The organism is Listeria cornellensis FSL F6-0969, from assembly GCF_000525855.1.
GTDB lineage: Bacteria > Bacillota > Bacilli > Lactobacillales > Listeriaceae > Listeria_A > Listeria_A cornellensis.
In genome coordinates this window covers 1-19408 of the sequence record NZ_AODE01000011.1, presented here as the reverse complement: position 1 = coordinate 19408, position 19408 = coordinate 1, and the positions used below count along the sequence as shown (strand labels likewise).

The window sequence follows — 19408 nt, the reverse complement described above, 5'->3', positions numbered from 1 at the left end:
TGCCGTATTGTTATCAATAATGGAAATATCTAGCCCAGCGCGTTGTGCAGTTTCGACTATTTTCGGTAGAATTTTTTTCTACATTACTTGGCTCAATAAGGTATATATTTTTTTCAACCTTTGGTGGTATTGAGATATAAATAATTGGTTTTGTGTTCAACGCTTTGTATTTATTTATCAACTTCAGATAATCATCAATATAATTATTAATTTTAGAATAATTGGTTGGTTTCGCATCGTTAGTTCCTAATTGGATGATTACCGCGTCTGGATTTGATCCTAGGCTATTTGTGTATTCGCTTGTTTTAATATATGGATCATTCCCATTTTCCAACAACGTTTTACCGCTATTCCCAAAATTCATCACGTTATATTTTGATCCTAATCTATTGTTCAACTGTTTAGGATAACTGTTAGCAGATGGATTTTCAACGTTCATCCCAAATGTGATGCTGTCTCCCACTGCTGCTATATTAATCGGTTTGCTATTTGAAAAAACATGTATCAGAGCCTTGACTGATTGACTACTAGTGATTGTTTTGCCCGATATCTCATATTTACCAGTTTTTTCGAATATTTCGGATGATATAGGATCCCACTTAACTGCTACTTTTGACAGTTTATATTGGCTATTTGCTTCGTCTACCTCTTTAGGCAATTGAACCTCACTCCCAACTGTAGTCATAAGATTTACCGTGGGAATAAATTGTTCGGTCGTGGCTTGCGGTGTAAGGGGTATCATACTAAATATTAGCGCTGCAATACTCAATAGAATCGGGATACGGGTTATTTTTTTTGATATTCATAATTCGCTCCTTTAACTTTTTGCTACTTATAATTTTAAAGAAAGAGCCTGGGACTTAGCCTCGATAAATCGGCAAAGCAATGATATGCTCTGTTGGCTCTGTCCCAAACTCTCTATTCTAACCTATTACATTATTTTGCTAAGACTGTTGTTGTTTTTGTATCTAGTACTTTTCCTGTTTTGTCTAATGCTTGAATTTCGATGATATCATCAACTAATATTGTTTTACCAAATACGTAGAATTTGAATGTACCATCAGCGTTGAATGTACCACCGCTGTATGGAGCTCCTCCAACTGTTACTTTCACTGACTTCACATCACCCGTGAATGTACCGGTAATGTTTTTGTCACCTACTGTGAAAGTATCTAGTGCGATTTCTCCTGTTGTTACTACTGCTACTCCTTTTAATTTCACAACTTTTGTATCTAGCAGTTTACCTGATGTATCATAGGCTCTCACTGTTACTACATCTGTAGCTGCTTTAATTTTATCATTACTATAGAAAGTGATTGTACCGTCTTTCACTGTACCACCCTTGGAAATTACTTCTTCTGCTGTTCCTCTTTTAACTCCAACTGTAATCGAAGCTACATCGCCAGTATATGTTCCAGTAATGTTCTTGTCGCCTGGGATTGTCATTTCTTTCGGTGTAATTGTTCCTACTGAAATAGCTGGATACTTCACTTGTTGGCGTGACAATTCTTTACCTGATTTATCGTATGCTACCATAATTACTACGTCTGTTTTCTTGATTTTTTTTGTCATTTACATAGAAGCTGAATTCGCCATCTTTCAAAGCTGCGCCATTAAATTTGTTATTTTCACCGTTTAATAGCATAGATATACTAGCAACGTCACCTGAATACGTTCCTGTGATATATTTATCACCAATTGTAAATTCATTAGGTTTTACTGTTCCTGCTGTTGGTACGGCTAACAATTCTTTGGCTTTATTTAGATTGTTTTGTAGTGCTGCTTTTTTAGCTGTATCTGTTACTGCGTCTACTGCTTTTTGTGCGTCATCAATTGCTTTTTGATTTGTTGTTGGTTTGATTGCATTTGATGTTGGTAGGTTGTTTGTGAACAACTCATCTACTGCTTTTGTTGCTGCATCTTGTTTCGCTTTTTCTGCTGTTGCTGCATCTAGTAAGCTTTGTGCTTTATCTAAGTCTTTTTGTAGTGCTGCTTTTTTCGTTGGATCTGTTACTGCGCTTACTACTTTTTGTGCGTCATCAATTGCTTTTTTGATTTGTTGCTGGTTTGATTGCGTTTGATGTTGGTAGATTGTTTGTGAATAACTCGTTTACTGCTGTTGTTGCTGCTTCTTGTTTCGCTTTTTCTGCTGCTGCACCATCTGTTGCTGCATCTAAAAGAGCTTGTGCTTTATCTAGGTTAGCTTGTAGTGTTGCTTTTTTCGTTGGATCTGTTACGCCATCAATTACCTCTTGTGCATCATCAATTGCTTTTTGATTCGTTGTTGGTTTGATTGCGTTTGTTGCTGGGCTATTGTTTGTGAACAACGCATTGACTGCATCATCTGCTGCTTTTTGGTTGGCTTTTTCTGCTGCTACAGCTGCATCTAATAGGCCTTGTGCTTTATCTAAATCTGCTTGTAATGCTGCTTTTTTCGTTGGATCTGTTAATCCGTCAATCACTTTTTGTGCATCATCAATTGCTTTTTGATTCGTTGTTGGTTTGATTGCGTTTGTTGCTGGGCTATTGTTTGTGAATAATGCATTAACCGCTTTATCTGCTGCTGCTTGTTTTGCTTTTTCTGCTGCTATCGCTGCATCTAAAAGCTCTTGTGCCTTATCAAGATCTGCTTGTAATTCTACTTGTTTTGCTGGATCTGTTACTGCATTTACTACTTTTTGTGCATCGTCAATTGCTTTTTGACTCGTTGTTGGTTTGATTGCATCTGTTGCTGGATCGTTACTTGTGAATAATGCCTTTACTGCATTGGCTGCTGCTACTTGACGATCTTTTTCTGCTTGATTTAAAGCATTTTTAGCATTTAAAAGCGTTTGGGCACGGTTCAAGTTTCTTTGTAGTGCTACTTGTGCTGCTGGATCTTTTACAAGGTCTACTTGGATTTGTGCTTCATCAATTTTTGCTTGTGTTGTTACATCTTTAATTGCATCTGTTTTTGGTGCGTTATCTTTGAATAATTGGTTTACAAGATAGCCTGCAACCGCTTGTTGTTCTTTATCTGCTTGATCGGCACTGCCACGAGCGTCTAGTAAGGCTTGCGCTTTGTTTAGATCTGCTTGTAGTGCACTTTTAGTTGTTGGATCAACAATAGCATTGATTGTTGTTTGCGCGTCGTCGATTGCTTTTTGGTTTGTTACTGCTTTGATCTCGTTGCTTGCTGGTGAATCGTTAACAAATAATTCTTTCACTGCTTTATTTGCAGCTGCTTGTTTTGCTGATTCAGATTGTGAAGCATCGCGTGTTGTTAGTAGTTCTTTTGCTCTGTCTAGGTCTGTTTGCATTTGTGCTTTTTTTCACTGGGTCTGTTGCTTGATTTACTAGACCTTGTGCTGCATTGATTGAACCTTGCGTTGTTTCTGGTTTGATTACATCTATGATTGGTGAGTTACTGTTGAAAAGTGCATTTACCGCAATCCGTGCGTCGTCATCTTTTTTCTTGTTGTCAGCATCAAGAAGACTTTGAGCTTTGTTTACTAAATTAGTTAGATTTGTTTTTTCAGCAGAGTCTGGTACGCTTGCTGCTAATGCTTTTGCTGCGTTAATATCACTTTGAGTTATGTTAGCACCAAGTTTTGTAAATGTGCTGTCGCTGAACAAGTTGTATACTGCTTGACCGTATGTGTTAATTGCGACACCCGTGTTGCCTGATGAACCTAGATAGATTGTCGCTATTCCAGCACGCTCATACGAACCATTTGGGTTTAACGTTCTCAATTGAATCGTTCCGCCATTTAGGGCTTTCAAATCAACTGTATAATAATCATATACGTTCTTGTCTGAAGATTTATATCTGTCGATAACTTGACCAGTCGGTAGAATTATTCGGATTCCGTAATTTTTCCATACAAGTGTCATATCAATGTAAAGAATATCGTTAGTGATTTGCACCATTGGGAAAAAAGCGTTTTGACCACTAAGATTCCCTGTGAAATTTTGGAATTTGTTCGCTGTTGACTCATATACTGGTGCTGATGCTGTAGCTTGAATTCCTTCTGCTGCTTGAGCGGGGGTTGCGAAAACATTAAATGGAGTTACCACACTCGCTCCGATGATAGATGCTACTGTTAATGTACTTACTAATTTCTTAATTTGTTGCTTTTTCATAAAAATAATACCTCTTCCTTGTTTTAATATTTGTCGAGTTCACCAGACCTAGATACTCACTGTTTTACTAACACGTTACCTTGGTGGTGACTACATTCATTAGTATAGAACAGAAATTAAAGTCCGTTTTCTAGTAATATAGATTCAAAAGCACATGTTCTTGAACCTTTTATGACTTTCTTTTTAATAGTCGTGCCTTATTCCTCTACTATTTCGCTTTAAAATAGTCAGGTATTCTATTCGAAATCCTTCTCTACCAGCATTCTAACCCTTATCTTCGTTGTTATATTCTATTAAAAATTGATAGTATGCTTGCATGTATAATAAATATTGACGTTAACGCATCGATTACTATCTATCTGTAAAATCGAAACGTAATTGCTAGATTTTTTTCAAATATATTCTTGAATCCCACCGATTTTATATGCTTTTTTTACAATTGGCATGCACCTCCTCAGTCGTCAAGCTAATTCTATTGCAGCTGTACTACATAAAAAAGAGAGAATGTTTATAAACTTTTTTATAAACATTCCTCTTGTTTCAATTAATTATTTGATCAATTCTGCAACTGTTACTGTTTTTGTATCTAATACTTTGCCTACTTTATCTAATGCTTGTATCGTTACAATCTCATCTGCTGATTTGATTTTGTCTAGTGCGTAGAATTTGAATGTACCGTCTGCATTTAATGTTCCGCCTTTGTAAGAAGTTTCTCCTACTGTTACCATGAATGACTTCACATCTCCTGTGTATACTCCTGTAATGTTTTTATCGCCAACTGTGAAGGTATCTAGTGTAACGCTGCCTTTTGTTACTGCTACTACTGCTTTTAATTTCACTGTTTTCGTGTCTAGCAGTTTACCTGCCGCATCATAAGCTTTTACAATTACTTTGCTAGTCGCTACTTTAATTTTATCTTGGCTGTAGAATTTAAACGTTCCATCGGCTACTGTTCCGCCTTTATATTCTTTATCATCCACATCAACAGTAATACTGGCTACATCACCTGTATATGTTCCTACAATATTTTTGTCGCCTGGGATTGTCATTTCTGTCGGCGTGATTTTACCTTCTGTAATGATGCTAAATTTCACTTGTTGTTTTGATAATTGTTTGCCGTTTTTATCGTATGTTACTACAAAGATAGTATCTGTTTTCTTGATGCCTTTGTCTTGTGCGTAAAAACTGAATGTTCCGTCTGTTTTTAATGCTCCGCCAGTATATTCTACATCGTTTACAAATATAGATAGTTTCTTCACGTCGCCAGTGTATGTTCCAGTTACGTACTTGTCTGTACCTATTGTAAATTCTTTTGGTGATGCATTTCCTGTAGTTACGTTAGCCGCATTTAAAAGTGATTTCGCTTTGTCTAGATCTTTTTGTAGTGCTCCTTTTACCGCTTCATCTGTTACTGCGTCAATTGCTTTTTGTACATTATTGATTTTATCTTGTGTTGTTGTGTCTTTGAGCGCGTTTGTAGTTGGCGTATTGTCTTTAAAGAGATCTTTGACAAGGTTTGTCGCCGTTTCTTGACGAGTTTTTTTCTGCTTGTTCTGCTGCTTTCTGCTCATTTAATAGTTCTTGTGCACGATTTAGATCCTTTTGTAGTGCTGCTTTTACTGTTGTATCTGTTACTTCATCCATCACTTTTTTTAGCGTCATCTATCGCTTTTTTGTGTTGTTGTCGTTTTAATTGTATCTGTTGCTGGGTTGTCGTTACTAAATAGCTCTTTCACAGCCTTTGTTGCGGCTGTTTGACGTGCTTGTTCTGCTGCTGTAAGTTCAGATTCGTTGCGCTCATTTAACAATGTTTGTGCGCGATCTAAATCTTTTTGTAATACTGCTTTTATCGCTGGGTCTTGGATACGGTCTACTTCTACTTGCGCGTTATTAATTTCTTCTTGACCTACAACGCTCTTGATTGCATCTGTTGTCGGTGTGTTGTTTTCAAACAACTGCTTTACAAGGAAGGTAGCTAATGCTTGTTGTGTTTTATCTGCCGCGGCTGCTTCGCTACGTTCTTTTAATAATTCCTTTGCACGGTCTACTTCTTTTTGTAATGCTTCTTTTGCGACTGGGTCTTTTACTGCATTAACTGTTTCTTGTGCTGCATTAATTGCGCTTTGATCTGTTGTCGTTTTTATTTTATCGCTTGTTGGGTCATTGTTTTCAAATAGCCCTTTTACTGTTTGGTCTGCTAATTGTTTTGCTGTGGCTTCTTGTTCTAATGCGATGCGCGCTACTAATAGCTCTTTTGCTTTATTCAAATCTGATTGCATTTCAGCTTTTTTCGCTACATCTGCTACTTCATTAATCAGTTTCTGAGCATTATCGATTGCTGCTTGATCTGTTGTTTCTTTAATCACATTTGTGCTAGGAGTATTGTTATTGAATAGTGCATTTACTGCGTTACGAGCGTCATTTTCTTTTGCGATACTATCGTTAAGCAGTTTTTGCGCTTTGTCTGCTAGCTCTGTCAATCTTGTTTTTTCTGCTGAAGCTGGGACGCTCGCTGCTAATGCTTTGGCCGCATCAATATCACTTTGTGTTACATTGGCTGCCAATGCTGTGAAGGTACTGTCGCTGAACAATCCGTATACAGCAGTTCCGTAGTTAGAAAGTGATAGGCCCGTGTTTCCAGTCGCTACTAATTGTACCGTTGCTACCGCTGCTCGTTCGTACGTACCATTCGGATTCAAGGTTTTTAATCGAACCGTACCAGCTGCTCTTCCTTTTAGATCAAGTGTATAATATTCAAGTATACCTTTCTCTGCTTTTTTATAGTATTTAATAATTTCGCCATCTGGCATAGTTACTTCAATTCCGTAACCTTTATATACAAGTGTCATATCAATGTAGAGAAGATCATTCGTAATATCTACTTGTTGGAAAAAAGCATTCTGAGCGCTAAGATTACCGCTGAAATTCACAAATTCATTTCCACCTACTGGATAAGTGGGTGCTGATACTGTTTGCGTTCCTTCTGCTGCCAATGCCGGGCTCGCAAACACACTTAGTGGTGTTACAATACTCGTTCCTAGAATAGATGCTACCGTCAATACACTTACCATTTTCTTAATTTGCTTGTTTTTCAAAATAATTCCTTCTTCCTAATTTTTATTTGTATTACTATATTCTTATTGAGGTTGTTTCCTAATATTCGACCTTTCTCTGTGCTGCCTGTCTTGCTCTGTATCTACATATTATCACGCTTTATTAGCGATTCTTGCTTATTCTAAATTATTGATTCCACTTTTCAATTTGTTAGAATTTGTATTTTCAAAAAGAATCTAAAAGGTTCATCTGCTTGGCTCCAACCTCTCATGCTGACACGTAAAAAATCCGTCTCTAGTGGTTCAAATTTTCACTTGATATGTATACAACTACTCCATTACTGATATTAACTAAACTTGACTCTAGGTTTTGTTCATACTAGGCAAAATAAAAATCGCGTATTATCAAGGATAAATAATCCTTGATAATACGCGATCGTTATTTAATGGTTTCGAGTTTTTTTGTTAGTTGAATGATCCTACATATTATTCAGCGTAGTAGTATCCGTCCATTTTCATTTTACTGTTATTGAAGATGCTACCAAGTATGTGTGCTTTTCCTGTCTGCATTTTTTGCAAGGCTTTTTTGCTATTTTCTTTGGAAGAATGGTCGTTGCGGACAAGTAGAATGGATCCATCAACAAGTGAGCAGAGCAATTGGGCGTCAACAACGAGTTGTATTGGTGGAGTATCAAACAGGATTTGGTCGAACTGCTCGTAAAGTTCGGCATATACTTGTTTCATTTTCTCGGAACCTAGTAGCTCGGATGGATTTGGTGGAACAATTCCTGCTGGTAATACATACAAATCCTCTACATCGGTATCGCAAATGGCCTCGTTGATTGTGATCTTATTTGTTAAGATTCCTGTTAAACCATGTGTCGTTGCTTCTGGGAATATTTTTTTTACTGTTGGTTTGCGTAAATCGCCATCGATAAGGAGCGTTTTTTTTTCCTTGTTGGGCAAACACGACAGCTAGGTTGGCACAAATGATTGATTTACCAGAATCAGGCTCTGAGGAAGTAATAAGGATCGATTTCATTTCTTTATCGACACTTGAGAATTCGATATTCGTACGGATGGAACGGAATAGTTCGGAATATGGTGATTTTGGGTTTAACTTGGCGATTAATTTCTGTGGCTCACTTGTTTTTTTACGTCTGTGGCGTGATTCAACAGCTTGTTTCTTTTTAAATAGGTACATTTAATTCAATCCTTCCCCATTTTCTGATATTTTTACATTGCTTCTTAGCGTCGGAATACCTAACTCATAAAATACTGTCTAGTTTGAGTTGTAATTGGAAAGTATCGATGTAGAATGCTCTTCTCGCAGGGTAAATAATCCCCTCTTCTTGTAATTTTTGCAAGATATTAGTGATAGTATTTGGGTTCAAATTGGTATATTGTGCAATCATACCTTTACTGATTGATTTCGGAAAACCTGTAAGATCTGGATCATTTGTCGCTTCACCAAATTTTGTAACCAAAGTGTGTAGTGCTAAGCTAATTCTTTGTTCTGCTGGTTGTCTGAGGAGTTCTTCTTTTTCCATCATTCGACTAACTTGATTTTGCATATGAACGTAATGATAGAAATAGCCCTCTTGTGTATTGATTACTTTTTCGATGATGCTTTCTTTATCGTATTTCGTGACAACAAGTTCACTGGATATCACTTGAACCGAATACTCCGACTGACTATCTAGTAAGAGATTTGTTAAGCCGATGATTTCATTTTTCGCAAAAAAATCAATGACTTTCTCGCTCTCTTTCCTGGCTACAACATCTCCAGATTCAATAAAATAGATTTCGTTTACCGCTTGCCCTTCTGAGATAATGATATCGTTTTTACGGTACTTCTTCTTAACCCCTGTCAACGGGAATATCATATCCTCCTGTAGAAATTGACGAAACTTTTCTTTGCTGAACTGAGTGGAAATACTTTCTTGATTATATAAAAATTGCATCTCGGCGATATTATTTCTCATGCTCCTACCTCCTACGAAATTTCCCAACATTTCTCTTGCCTTGTTTATACTTTACCAACTAATTCAGCAAGAACTGGCTTATTCTAAATAACTGCATAGAAAAATGTATTTTGTAGAATCACAGGGTAGCTATGGTTTCATTTGTACTCATTTTAGGCCAATTTAGATTGTAACTTGGTTAGATTAATATGCATCGTTCGCTGAATTGTTTGAATGATGGATTCTTCTTGAAACTTTTGCAACACATTGGTTACTGTATTCGGATTAAGGTTTGTATACTTGGCTAGAATCCCCTTATTGATATGCTTCGGAAATGGCACTATCCCACTACGCCTATTTCCTTCTCCGTATCTTTTAATAATTTGAAGCAAGGCGAAACCAATTCGCTTTTCGGAGGGAAGCCTTAGCAATTCTTCTTTTTCTAACAGACGCTTTACTTGGTTTTGCATATGGACATAATGATAAAAATAACCTTCTTGCAAATTTAGTATTTTCTCGATGATGTCTATTTTTTTATATTTCATGATTGTTACTTCATCAGATATTACTTCGAATGAATGCTCTGCTAACTCTGATAATAGCAAGCCATCAAAACCTAAAATATCAGACTTTGTATAAAAATCGATAACTTGTGAACTTCTTTTCATCGCCATTACGTAGCCACTTTGTATGAAGTATATCTCGTTTATGCTATCCTTCTCGTTAATTAGAAACTCGTGTTTTTTGAATTGTTTTATCGTGCCTTGTAATGGATAAAGCATATCTTTTTGTAAAAAATAATAAAATTTATATTCGTTGAACTCTTCATTAACTACATCTGAATTATATAAAAATTGCATCTCTCCTGTTTGTGGAGCCTTCATCATCTTTATCACTTCCATCTTTTATTCATAACTACAATATCGATACTATCATGGAAGATTACTATCGCTGTTCTAGATTAATGGATTATTTTTCGGCAAATATAGCGATTTATTGAATTTATTTGTCGAAATATACTATTTTTCATGCCTCCTATTTGACCTTTAACTAGAATAGCTTTAGGATTATGAGTAACTATTACAAGGAGGTACAAGCAATGAAGTATATTATTCCAGCAACATCTTATCGGCGTTTAACGTTACTGAATAAATTATTTTTTGCTACTGATCGGCTCTCTAAAAAGGAGTTGCTTGAATCCATTAAATCATCTCTCAACACACTGAATAGTGATATTGCATTTCTAAATGAACGTTTCCCAGAAAATATGTCACACATTATAGAAGAAGATGGCCAAGTATTTCTAAAAGTTGCCGATGATGTAAACTTTGATTATTTAACTGCCTACATGATTAGTACAAGTGACTTATTCCAACTGTCCCTGTCGATTTTCGGGAATAGCCCCCTTAATGTTCAAGAGTGGGCTAAGCTTCATTTTGTCAGCCTTGCTTCTCTTTATATAAAGTTAAAAGAGGTTGATACATTTCTAGCCCAGAGTAGGTTAATTCTGAATACTACACCTTTACAAATTCAGGGTAATGAGATTAATATTCGCTTTTTTTTATTTCCACCTCTTTAGCAAAGCTCATCCATATTATGGTTGGATGCTGGATGATGTTGATTTTGACAGTGTGAACAAATTCATCCAAAAATTAGAGCGTCATTCCAACATATTTTTCTCTCTAAGTTCACGTTTGGAATATGCCATAGCTATTGGAGTTTCCTTAACACGTATCAAGCAAGGATTTTTAATTGATATAGCAGAAGAAAAGATGGATTCTTGGGCTGATGTAGCTGCTTATTATAAAATAAGTGATCTTGATTTTAGTGATTTAGAGGAATGTATTGGAACTGATTTAGACCTTGCTGATCGGTATATGATTTTGCTAGTCTTCTTTTTGACGACATTCACCTACGTAACACGTGAACAAATTCAATTTCGGATTCAATACGACGAAAAATTTCGCTCCCCACGGTACAGGTTAGCCAAAGACTTGGTTGGTATATTAGACAATAACTCACTTGATTATGATCTGATTTTAGTAAGCGTGCTTGATTATTTAACCCGCTTTGCTCTTGTTGATAAAACCAATTTGATTCTTGATATTGACTTTTTTTTCCACCAAGTACTTACCTAATAAAATCGATGCTGCGGATATCGAAGCCGTGTTATCAAAATATGAGGGGCACCCTGGTTATAAATATGTAAAAGATAATAAGCCTACTATTTTAAAATATTTACATGATTTATTTAACATCGCTTTATTGAATGCGGATTCTGCTAAGCGACTTCATGTGAAAATCATTTCAAAAAACGGCTTTTTATGGGAAGAATATATGAAAATAGAGATTCGTCAATATTACTCGGAGGAGTTAGTCGTGTTTTGCGAGGAGTTGCAGCCGACAGAGCATTTGCTACAATATGACCTGATTATCAGTGACTTCCCGATAGATCCGCCAAATGACAGCCCCGTACTTGTATGGCATATGCCTCCTGCTAAACGAGATTTGGACCAGTTGCAAAAAATTATCACTCAAAAATCTCGTTAAATTTTATAATACTAGGGATTTAGCATATGGATTCAGTGATTTTTTGTATTTTCTGGCTGAATATGCTATTTTAATGTCCTAACATCATAAAAATCAGGAGGTAATGGGACATGATTTCAACGACAACGCCGAGTGTAGATGGCAAACAGATTGTAGAGTATAAGCAGATTGTTTTTTGGCGAGGTAATTACAGGGGTTAATTTTATGAAGGATATTGGTGCGGGATTGCGTAATTTCTTCGGTGGACGTTCGGAGGGCTATGAGCAAGAGTTAGTGGCGGCTCGCGAGGAAGCAATCAGGGAAATGGAAGAACGCGCGGCGAAACTTGGCGCGAATGCCGTTGTTGGCGTAGACATCGATTATGAAGTACTTGGTGCGGATAATGGGATGTTGATGGTGACGGCTTCTGGAACCGCGGTTGTCCTGGCGTAAAACTAAATCTATAACAAAAAAATCGCGTTTTGTCTGGGATAATGAAATCCTAAACAAAACGCGATTCTTATTTGACGGTCCCGACGGGATTTGAACCCGCGATCTCCTGCGTGACAGGCAGGCATGTTAACCCCTACACCACGGAACCTTTCATGCTGCACCATTTTTGGCACTCCCTTATTAAAACATGTTTCAGCCGCTGCGTCAAGCTCTTTTCGGGAGTTTTTCAAAAAAAGAGGACAAATCACGATGTTTAGCCCTCTTTCGTTGGTTAATGTGTAAAGCCGTGGGACTTCTTGGGGTGTTTGTTTGCGCTTGGTAGAATATGAGATTTCTCCAATTTTTCGATGCTGGCTTTTAAATCGCGAACGAAGAGAAGTGCGGAGTCGTAGCTGAAATCGCCTTTGATGACGGCGCGCAGGACGACTGTTTCTTCTAGATCTGCGGGTAGTGGATAGGCCGGGACTTGCCAGCCGCGCATCCGCAAGAAATCGGACATGTCGTATAAGTCCCATTTGACGTCGGTGTCTTCTTTCAGGGTCCAAGCCACGACGGGAAGCTGATTGGCGCCGTTGATAATTTCAAACATGCCTAGTTTTTCAAGTTCGCTTGTGATGTATTTGGCGGCTTTTTGTGTGCGGGAGTGGACTTGGCGGAAGCCTTCGAAACCAAGGCGCAGGAATAGGTAGTATTGGGCTACGATGAGGCTGGCGGGACGGGAAAAATTGATGGCCATGGTTGGCATGTCACCGCCAAGATAGCTGACGTTGAATACGAGTTCTTTCGGTAACCATTCTTTGTCTTTCCAAACGACCCAACCGACGCCGGGGTAGACGAGGCCGTATTTGTGACCGGATGTATTGATGGATTTGACGTTATCGAGACGGAAATCCCATTCTAGGTCTGGTTCCATAAATGGGGTGTATAAGCCTCCTGACGCGGCGTCCACGTGAATGTAGACTTTTACCTTACTTGTTTCATTATAGGCCGTGATTGCGGTGTCTAGTGCTTTGATGTCATCATAGCGGCCTGTGTAGGTTAAACCCATGATGCCGACGATGCAAATGGTGTAGTCATCAATCAGGTCGACCGCCTTGTCTGGATCGAGCGCGAGGCAATCTTTGGTCACCGGGACTTCGCGTAATTCGATATCCCAATAAACGCCGAACTTCTCCCAAACGACTTGATACGCTGATGAAATAATCATGTTTGGACGCTTGCTCATATCTAAGCCGAGATCACGCGCTTGTTTTTTCCATCTGAAAAGTGCAGCCATTCCGCCTAGCATACAGGCTTCGGATGAACCGACTGTTGATGTGCCAATGAATTCGTCGCGTTGATCCGCGTTCCAGAGATTCGCGATAATGTTGACGCAACGTTCTTCGATTTCTGCGGTTTGTGGATATTCCGATTTGTCGACCGCATTTTTATCGAGCGTGTTCATAATAAGTTGTTGTGCTTCAGGCTCCATCCAGGTTTGCACGAACGTCGCTAAGTTTTGACGGGCGCTGCCTTCATCACGCAGTTCATCCATGATAAAATCGTACGCGGCCCCAGCCGGCATCGTGTCTGCTGGTATTTCGTAACGCGGAAGTGGCTGTTCGGATAAGCCTTCCCCATAGAACAACCGTATTTCATCGTGCTTTGAATCCTTCTTATTTCCACCGAGTAACGCCATGTATGGTCAGCTCCTTTTTTAATGTCTTCTACGTACCATATCCTCTTTTGAGTGCTGGCAAACTTATTTATAAAATGGGCATGCAAAAACAGAGAAAAACCGCGAGGCCTTCTCTGTTTTTGATGACTAATGAATCAGTTCGGCTATAATACTCGTGAGCACGACCGAAGTTATTGTTACTGCTGAAAAACCTGCGATGATCATTTTCGGTAAAATTTGACCTTCGATTGCCGCGATTTCTTGTTCGTTTTCACCAACACTTCTCGCGGCTTCTTGACTCAAAATCATGGTTCCAGGGAATCCGTACAGCGTCGTGAGCCCAATCGCTATCGACATCGAGATGCTGTAGCCAAGAATTTTCCCCATGACAGCGGAGAAAATGACGCTTCCGCTTACACCAATAGCGAATGCGATGCAAAGTGGGCCAATGAGGGCAACGAGATCATCGACGGAAGATGTAGCTAGTGGTCCGAAAATAATGATTAGGATGGCTAACATCATTAGACCGTAAGCATCGATACCGCTTAAGATGTTCGGTTTGATAACGCCAAATGCGCGTAGGGCGATACCAAATAATAGTGCGACTACAAAGGTATTTAGAACGCCGTTTGTGATGGTATCAATGTAAATTGACAGCATCACCACAACGCCGACAACGAACAGTGTCCCTGCTGTTGTTTGTAGTGCTTTTGGCAACATCGTTTTCGCTTCATCATGATGCACTTCTGCTTTTTCTACTTGAATGTTTCCAGCGCGGTATTCTCCTTTGATGCGGTTTGCTTCTTTACGCAAAATAATGGAAGTCAGCGGGAATCCGATTAACCCTTGGAACGCCGCGATTAGAACTGGGAAAACGGCCACTAGTAATAGTCCCGATGCTAGTGCGGATTCTTGCACAATAATGACCGAAATGGTTCCGCCGCTAATCGCACCGATGGCCGCAATGACAAAGTTCTCATCTAGGAAAAACGAACCTATTAGGAAAAGGAAGGCGGCGATACCGAATACTGCCGCAACACCAATCACAACAGTTTTCCATTGTTTTTTCAGTTCATCGAGGCTAATCATGGTTCCGATATGGACGATGATAAAGCCAACAACTGTCTGACCAAGGGCTAGTAGTGAAGAACTGCTAAGTAAGTCTTCTGGGAATATATTTGTTTTAAAGCCCACCAGGAAAATGATGGACGCTACCAGTAATGATGAAATAAGTGACTTAGTTTTTTTTGAAACGAAATCACTTATTACCCAAATGAGCATGATAATCGTAAAAGCTGTCACTGGATTCATGATTAATCCCCCCTTTTGTTGTATGCTTAGTTTTTATTCAATTGTATGATAACTGAAGCCAAGTCCGTGTACTTCTGATACCGTGTAGGCGATGACAAAGGCTTTCTTGTCTAATGTATTGATTATTTTCAGGACGGATTGGTATTCGCGCGTTTCTAAAACGACCATCAGCATCGTTTTTTTCGCTGCCTGTATATCCGCCTGATACGTTGAAAACAGTGATACCACGACCCAATTCTTCTAATAATCCAGTCTTGATTTCTTCTATTTTTTGATCGCTCATAATCATCACGGCTTTGCGTTTTTTGAGACCTGTTTCTAAATAATTCATAATAATGGCAACTAAAACAAGTGAGAGTATAGCGAATAGGAACTCCTCTACCCCGAATATGAAAATATTGAAAATAACAATAATCGAATCGACTAATAAGAGACCAAGCGATGTATTCAAGTTAAAATATTTCTTGAGGATAAGCGGTGGAATCGTTGTTCCGCCACTAGACGCCTCAATGCGGTACAAAATCGCGACACCAATCGCAAAAATCATACTACCGAAAATAACGGATAGTAGGCGATCTTGTGCTAGCATAACTTCTGGAATAACTGCCAATGATATCGGTAAAAGTAGGCTTCCAAGGAATGACCGAATAAACACGGCGCGTCCTAAGAAAATAAACGCTAGAATAAGCATGATAATATTCAGAACAAGTACTGTCATCGCTATCGGAATTCCAAGTGCTTGCTCGGCTAAAATTCCGATACCGGTCACGCCACCTGCTGCAATATGATGCGGCGCAAGAAAGAGATTAATACTGGCACCGATAAGCGCAATAGAAACTGCTACGAGTAAAAATTGTTTCACTAAATGTTTCATTTAAACACCTTCTCTCTGATTAGTCTTATCTTGATTCCGTCTATGAAAGGTGCAGTTTGTGTCGCGACTTTTTGGCTTGCGGAACAAGGCATTTATTTCGATGCCACATGTTTCACAATTTCGTACACTAATGCCGTCGCTTTTTCTAGTTCGCGAATGGGAATATATTCGTGAACGGTGTGAATTTTTTCATAGCCGATGGATAAGTTGGTTGTTTCTTTTCCTTGTTCGTTAAAAATGTTGGCGTCACTGCCACCACCGCTTGTCTCATGGTTTGCCGTCATGCCGAGCACTGCCATCGCTTTCGTTGCAATTTTGACTACGTTTGTATTGGCATCGAAATGGTAACCGCCGTATTTCATCTCTACTTTTATTGTAATCGCGCCACCCATTTCCGCTGTCGTTTTTTCGAATAAGTCTTTCATGTGCTGTATTTGCGCCTCGCAGGACTCGCTGTTGATTGACCTAACTTCTGCAACCAGCCGAACGTGTTCCATCACGATATTCGTCGCAGTTCCTCCTTTAATTATACCAATATTTGCGGTCGTTTCAAAATCGATACGTCCTAGTTTCATCTTAGAAATTGCTTTTGCTGCAATCTCTAAAGCAGAGATTCCTTTCTCTGGCTCAATCCCTGAGTGTGCTGCGGTTCCGTGAATCTCGATTTCAAGGCCTGCATGCGTCGGGCTACCAACTGTTATACTGCCGACTGGTCCACCTGTATCTAAAACAAAACCATAATTCGCGGTAAGTTCGCTCATATCAAAGGCTTTAATGCCGATCAATCCGCTCTCTTCTCCGACCGAAAGCACAAATTCTAGCGTTCCATGTGGTGTGTTGTTTTCCTTGATTAATTGGATTGTTTCCAACATAATCGCAATACCCGCCTTATCATCGGCCGCTAAAATCGTTGTGCCGTCTGAATAAATAGTATCATCTTTGATCTGTGGCTTGATGCCCACGCCTGGTGTAACCGTATCCATGTGACAAGAAAAGAAAATCGCGTCGGCATCGGTGGTTGCAGGTAGTCGGCATAATAAATTATTAGCGCCAAAACCCGTTTTTGCCATCGTATCGTCTTCTTTTACCTCAAGACCTAGCGACTTAAATCGTGCTTTTAAAAATGCTTGAAAATTCCCTTCATGCTTCGTTTCTGAGTCGATTTGGACAAGCTCGATAAACGTGTCAACTAATCGGTTGCTGTTAACCATTGTTGATTCCTCCCTTTTCTCGTTTGCTGATTTTTTTGATAATTGTATGTAGTCAATTTGATGTATACTCTCGATTTTCCCGTTATATTTTTATCTCAAACCTAGTTTTATGTTTGAACCAATTTCATAACTCCTCTTCGTTTTCGAAGGAATAATATCCCTTTCTAATTTAGACTGGCGTGCCTAATTGCTTTGTAGGTTCTCGTTATTTGTATTTTTATGGAAAATGAACAGAGATTAATATTATTACTGGAGAGGTAGCTTTTTTAAGCGCTCTGTAAACCATTGGGCTGCAACGTTTTTGAATGATGCAATTGGTTCGTTTATTAAGGGATACGAAAAAACAGCTAATTGTGTCTAAAAATACATAAAATAAGTGAAAATACCTGAAACTATGTATTTTTTCAAGTACACAATGCTGGTATACTACTTTCTAAGAGCGCGCTATAACAACATCGTGCGCTAAAAAAAGAGGAGGCAGTAAAATAATGATGATTAAAAAAATGGGGATTGCAACTGCGGCATTCGTAATGTGTGCTAGTTTACCAATCCAGACACATGCTATGAGCACAGAAACTCCACAAAATTACGCCATGAAAGCAGAACAGAAAATAGCAGAGTACAATGGAGGTACGCTTCAATCAGTACTAGGTGCAACTAATACGACAACAAGCCTTCAAGCGCAGCCGGAAGAAGTTATTAAGCTAGTTAATGGGGGATTTGAAGAACCAGATATCTCAGGTATAAGCGCGAAGTATGCCATGTTTGACGCTTCCGAAGTACCAGGTTGGGAAACAACAGCATCAGATAATCTAATTGAGATTCAGAGAAATTACGAAGGTGTAGTGGCCCCCGAAGGAAACCAATATGCAGAAATAAACGCAAATATGATATCTGCACTCTATCAAGATGTTGTAACAAAACCAGGAACGAAAATAAGATGGAAAGTATCTCATCGAGGCAGAGTGGGTGTAGATGTTGCCGAAGTTAAATTTGGCGCTCCAAATAATTTGCAAGTGATAGCAACAATGTCTACCGGTAAAGAATGGAAGACTTACCAAGGCACTTATACCATTCCAGAAGGACAAGATATCACTCGATTCCAGTTTGAAGCCGTTTCAACAGCTGATGGTAACAAAGGTACTGGTAACTTACTAGATAACATCGTATTTTCATCACCATCAAATCTGATTGTGTCAAATTCATATAGCCAATCGACAGTGAAAAAAGGCAAGCAAGTGAATTATTTGATTGATGTAGCTAATGCTGGTGGGATGGCGGCAGGAGATGTTAATTTATCTATTCCACTTCCAAAAGAATTAGATTACATCCCGGATACAGTTACAATTAATGGTATAGCAACATCGGATGTACTTTATGACGTGGCATCACATTCATTGACTGTGAATGTAGCTAGTATTCCAGACGATAGTACTGCAAAAATAAGTATTGGACTAAAAGGCATTACAGAAACAGCTTCTGCGCAAACAAGTGTTGCAACAAGTTATTATGACTTAGGCTTTACCGACCACCAATATGACGCAAATACAGCAAATGCAAGTGTAGCAGTCATCGCAAATTCTGTCCCAACCATAACCGCAACAGACAAAACACTAAAAAAAGGCGACAGTTTTAATGCGCTAACAGGCGTGACCGCAACGGATACTGAAGATGGCGATTTGACAAGTGCCATCAAGGTAACAGCGAACGATGTGGACACAACAAAAGTAGGAACATACCACGTAACCTACAGCGTGACGGATTCTGACATGGACACGACAACAAAAACAATCACAGTAACGGTGACAAGCAACGATGCACCAACAATTAGTGCAACAGACAAAACAATGAAAAAAGGTGTGAGTTTTAATCCATTAGTAGGTGTCAGTGCAAGTGACACAGAAGATGGTGATGTAACAAGCAAAATTACAGTGACCTCGAATGATGTGGACACAACGAAAGTAGGAACGTACCACGTAACCTACAGCGTGACGGATTCCGATGGCAATACAACAACGAAAACGATCACAGTAACCGTGACAAGCAATGATGCTCCAACAATTATCGCAACAGATAAGACAATGAAAAAAGGAGCATCCTTCAATCCACTAACAGGAGTAAGCGCAAGTGATGTGGAAGATGGTGACATGACGAGCAAAATCACGATTACAGCGAACGATGTCAACACGGCGAAAGTAGGAACGTATCACGTAACCTACAGCGTGACGGATTCC

The 19408-nt window shown here is 39.0% G+C and carries 18 protein-coding genes, 1 tRNA gene and 2 pseudogenes; 5 read left to right on the top strand and 16 right to left on the bottom strand.

Annotation, left to right across the window (positions count from 1 at the left end; genetic code table 11):
- Nucleotides 1–13 precede the first annotated feature (13 nt).
- The 10 genes from PCORN_RS04440 to PCORN_RS04395 all read right to left on the bottom strand — a co-directional run bounded on the left by PCORN_RS04440 (nucleotide 14) and on the right by PCORN_RS04395 (nucleotide 10026).
- Entirely contained in the window at nucleotides 14–685 is a 672-nt protein-coding gene (locus PCORN_RS04440; protein WP_277620156.1) for a GDSL-type esterase/lipase family protein, read from the bottom strand.
- Between the two features lie 251 nt (nucleotides 686–936).
- Nucleotides 937–1572 carry an immunoglobulin-like domain-containing protein gene (locus PCORN_RS04435; RefSeq protein WP_206537423.1) on the bottom strand — a complete coding sequence of 212 codons (636 nt, stop codon included), beginning with the start codon at nucleotides 1570–1572 and terminating at the stop codon, nucleotides 937–939.
- Nucleotides 1520–2044 (bottom strand): immunoglobulin-like domain-containing protein, encoded by a 525-nt coding sequence (locus PCORN_RS04430; RefSeq protein WP_277620162.1) that lies wholly within the window; start codon nucleotides 2042–2044, stop codon nucleotides 1520–1522. Before PCORN_RS04430 ends, PCORN_RS04435 begins: the two co-directional genes overlap by 53 nt.
- Nucleotides 2040–3299: a toxin Cry1Ac domain D-VI-related protein gene (locus tag PCORN_RS04425; protein WP_036077928.1), complete on the bottom strand. Its 1260-nt coding sequence runs from the start codon at nucleotides 3297–3299 to the stop codon at nucleotides 2040–2042. The genes PCORN_RS04430 and PCORN_RS04425 overlap by 5 nt, the downstream gene beginning before the upstream one ends.
- Complete coding sequence (locus PCORN_RS04420; RefSeq protein WP_036077926.1) at nucleotides 3238–4122, bottom strand: toxin Cry1Ac domain D-VI-related protein; 885 nt, start codon at nucleotides 4120–4122, stop codon at nucleotides 3238–3240. Before PCORN_RS04420 ends, PCORN_RS04425 begins: the two co-directional genes overlap by 62 nt.
- A gap of 548 nt (nucleotides 4123–4670) precedes the next feature.
- Nucleotides 4671–5693, bottom strand: coding sequence for an immunoglobulin-like domain-containing protein (locus tag PCORN_RS04415; protein ID WP_036077924.1), 1023 nt, complete (start codon nucleotides 5691–5693; stop codon nucleotides 4671–4673).
- 87 nt (nucleotides 5694–5780) lie between these two features.
- Entirely contained in the window at nucleotides 5781–7217 is a 1437-nt protein-coding gene (locus PCORN_RS04410; RefSeq protein WP_036077922.1) for a toxin Cry1Ac domain D-VI-related protein, read from the bottom strand.
- A gap of 444 nt (nucleotides 7218–7661) precedes the next feature.
- The gene (locus PCORN_RS04405) at nucleotides 7662–8141 is read right to left on the bottom strand and encodes a CpsD/CapB family tyrosine-protein kinase (RefSeq protein WP_241433066.1); all 480 of its coding nucleotides are present in this window, start codon (nucleotides 8139–8141) and stop codon (nucleotides 7662–7664) included.
- Nucleotides 8142–8443: 302 nt separating this feature from the next.
- Nucleotides 8444–9160 carry a Crp/Fnr family transcriptional regulator gene (locus PCORN_RS04400; protein ID WP_036077921.1) on the bottom strand — a complete coding sequence of 239 codons (717 nt, stop codon included), beginning with the start codon at nucleotides 9158–9160 and terminating at the stop codon, nucleotides 8444–8446.
- Nucleotides 9161–9312: 152 nt separating this feature from the next.
- Nucleotides 9313–10026: a Crp/Fnr family transcriptional regulator gene (locus PCORN_RS04395; RefSeq protein WP_036077918.1), complete on the bottom strand. Its 714-nt coding sequence runs from the start codon at nucleotides 10024–10026 to the stop codon at nucleotides 9313–9315.
- Nucleotides 10027–10238: 212 nt separating this feature from the next.
- Here PCORN_RS04395 and PCORN_RS04390 point away from each other — a divergent pair, with 212 nt between their 5' ends.
- The 4 genes and pseudogenes from PCORN_RS04390 (at nucleotide 10239) to PCORN_RS04375 (ending at nucleotide 12121) form a co-directional block, all read left to right on the top strand.
- Nucleotides 10239–10718, top strand: coding sequence for an AcpB/EbpR/MafR family transcriptional regulator (locus PCORN_RS04390; RefSeq protein WP_036077916.1), 480 nt, complete (start codon nucleotides 10239–10241; stop codon nucleotides 10716–10718).
- A gap of 25 nt (nucleotides 10719–10743) precedes the next feature.
- The gene (locus PCORN_RS04385; RefSeq protein ID WP_036077914.1) at nucleotides 10744–11277 is read left to right on the top strand and encodes a hypothetical protein; all 534 of its coding nucleotides are present in this window, start codon (nucleotides 10744–10746) and stop codon (nucleotides 11275–11277) included.
- 28 nt (nucleotides 11278–11305) lie between these two features.
- The gene (locus tag PCORN_RS04380; protein WP_149024255.1) at nucleotides 11306–11689 is read left to right on the top strand and encodes a hypothetical protein; all 384 of its coding nucleotides are present in this window, start codon (nucleotides 11306–11308) and stop codon (nucleotides 11687–11689) included.
- Nucleotides 11690–11799: 110 nt separating this feature from the next.
- Nucleotides 11800–12121: pseudogene (locus PCORN_RS04375) on the top strand (putative heavy metal-binding protein).
- Between the two features lie 75 nt (nucleotides 12122–12196).
- On the opposite strand, the gene PCORN_RS04370 reads toward PCORN_RS04375, so the two are convergent.
- The 6 genes and pseudogenes from PCORN_RS04370 to PCORN_RS04350 form a co-directional block, all read right to left on the bottom strand.
- A tRNA-Asp gene (locus PCORN_RS04370) sits at nucleotides 12197–12269 on the bottom strand.
- 123 nt (nucleotides 12270–12392) lie between these two features.
- Nucleotides 12393–13799 (bottom strand): glutamate decarboxylase, encoded by a 1407-nt coding sequence (gene gad / locus PCORN_RS04365; protein WP_036077910.1) that lies wholly within the window; start codon nucleotides 13797–13799, stop codon nucleotides 12393–12395.
- 126 nt (nucleotides 13800–13925) lie between these two features.
- Complete coding sequence (locus PCORN_RS04360; protein WP_036077908.1) at nucleotides 13926–15089, bottom strand: hypothetical protein; 1164 nt, start codon at nucleotides 15087–15089, stop codon at nucleotides 13926–13928.
- A gap of 33 nt (nucleotides 15090–15122) precedes the next feature.
- On the bottom strand, nucleotides 15123–15257 hold the full coding sequence (locus tag PCORN_RS21220; RefSeq protein ID WP_241433071.1) for a DUF2179 domain-containing protein: 135 nt from the start codon (nucleotides 15255–15257) through the stop codon (nucleotides 15123–15125).
- A 148-nt stretch (nucleotides 15258–15405) separates the two neighbouring features.
- Nucleotides 15406–15963, bottom strand: a pseudogene (locus tag PCORN_RS04355) (YitT family protein); the annotation flags it as partial.
- Between the two features lie 92 nt (nucleotides 15964–16055).
- Nucleotides 16056–17174: a M20/M25/M40 family metallo-hydrolase gene (locus PCORN_RS04350; protein WP_036077906.1), complete on the bottom strand. Its 1119-nt coding sequence runs from the start codon at nucleotides 17172–17174 to the stop codon at nucleotides 16056–16058.
- A gap of 488 nt (nucleotides 17175–17662) precedes the next feature.
- Between PCORN_RS04350 and PCORN_RS17140 the strand changes: the two genes are divergently transcribed.
- On the top strand, nucleotides 17663–19408 hold a 1746-nt coding region (locus PCORN_RS17140), incomplete at its 3' end, for an immunoglobulin-like domain-containing protein (protein ID WP_149024254.1).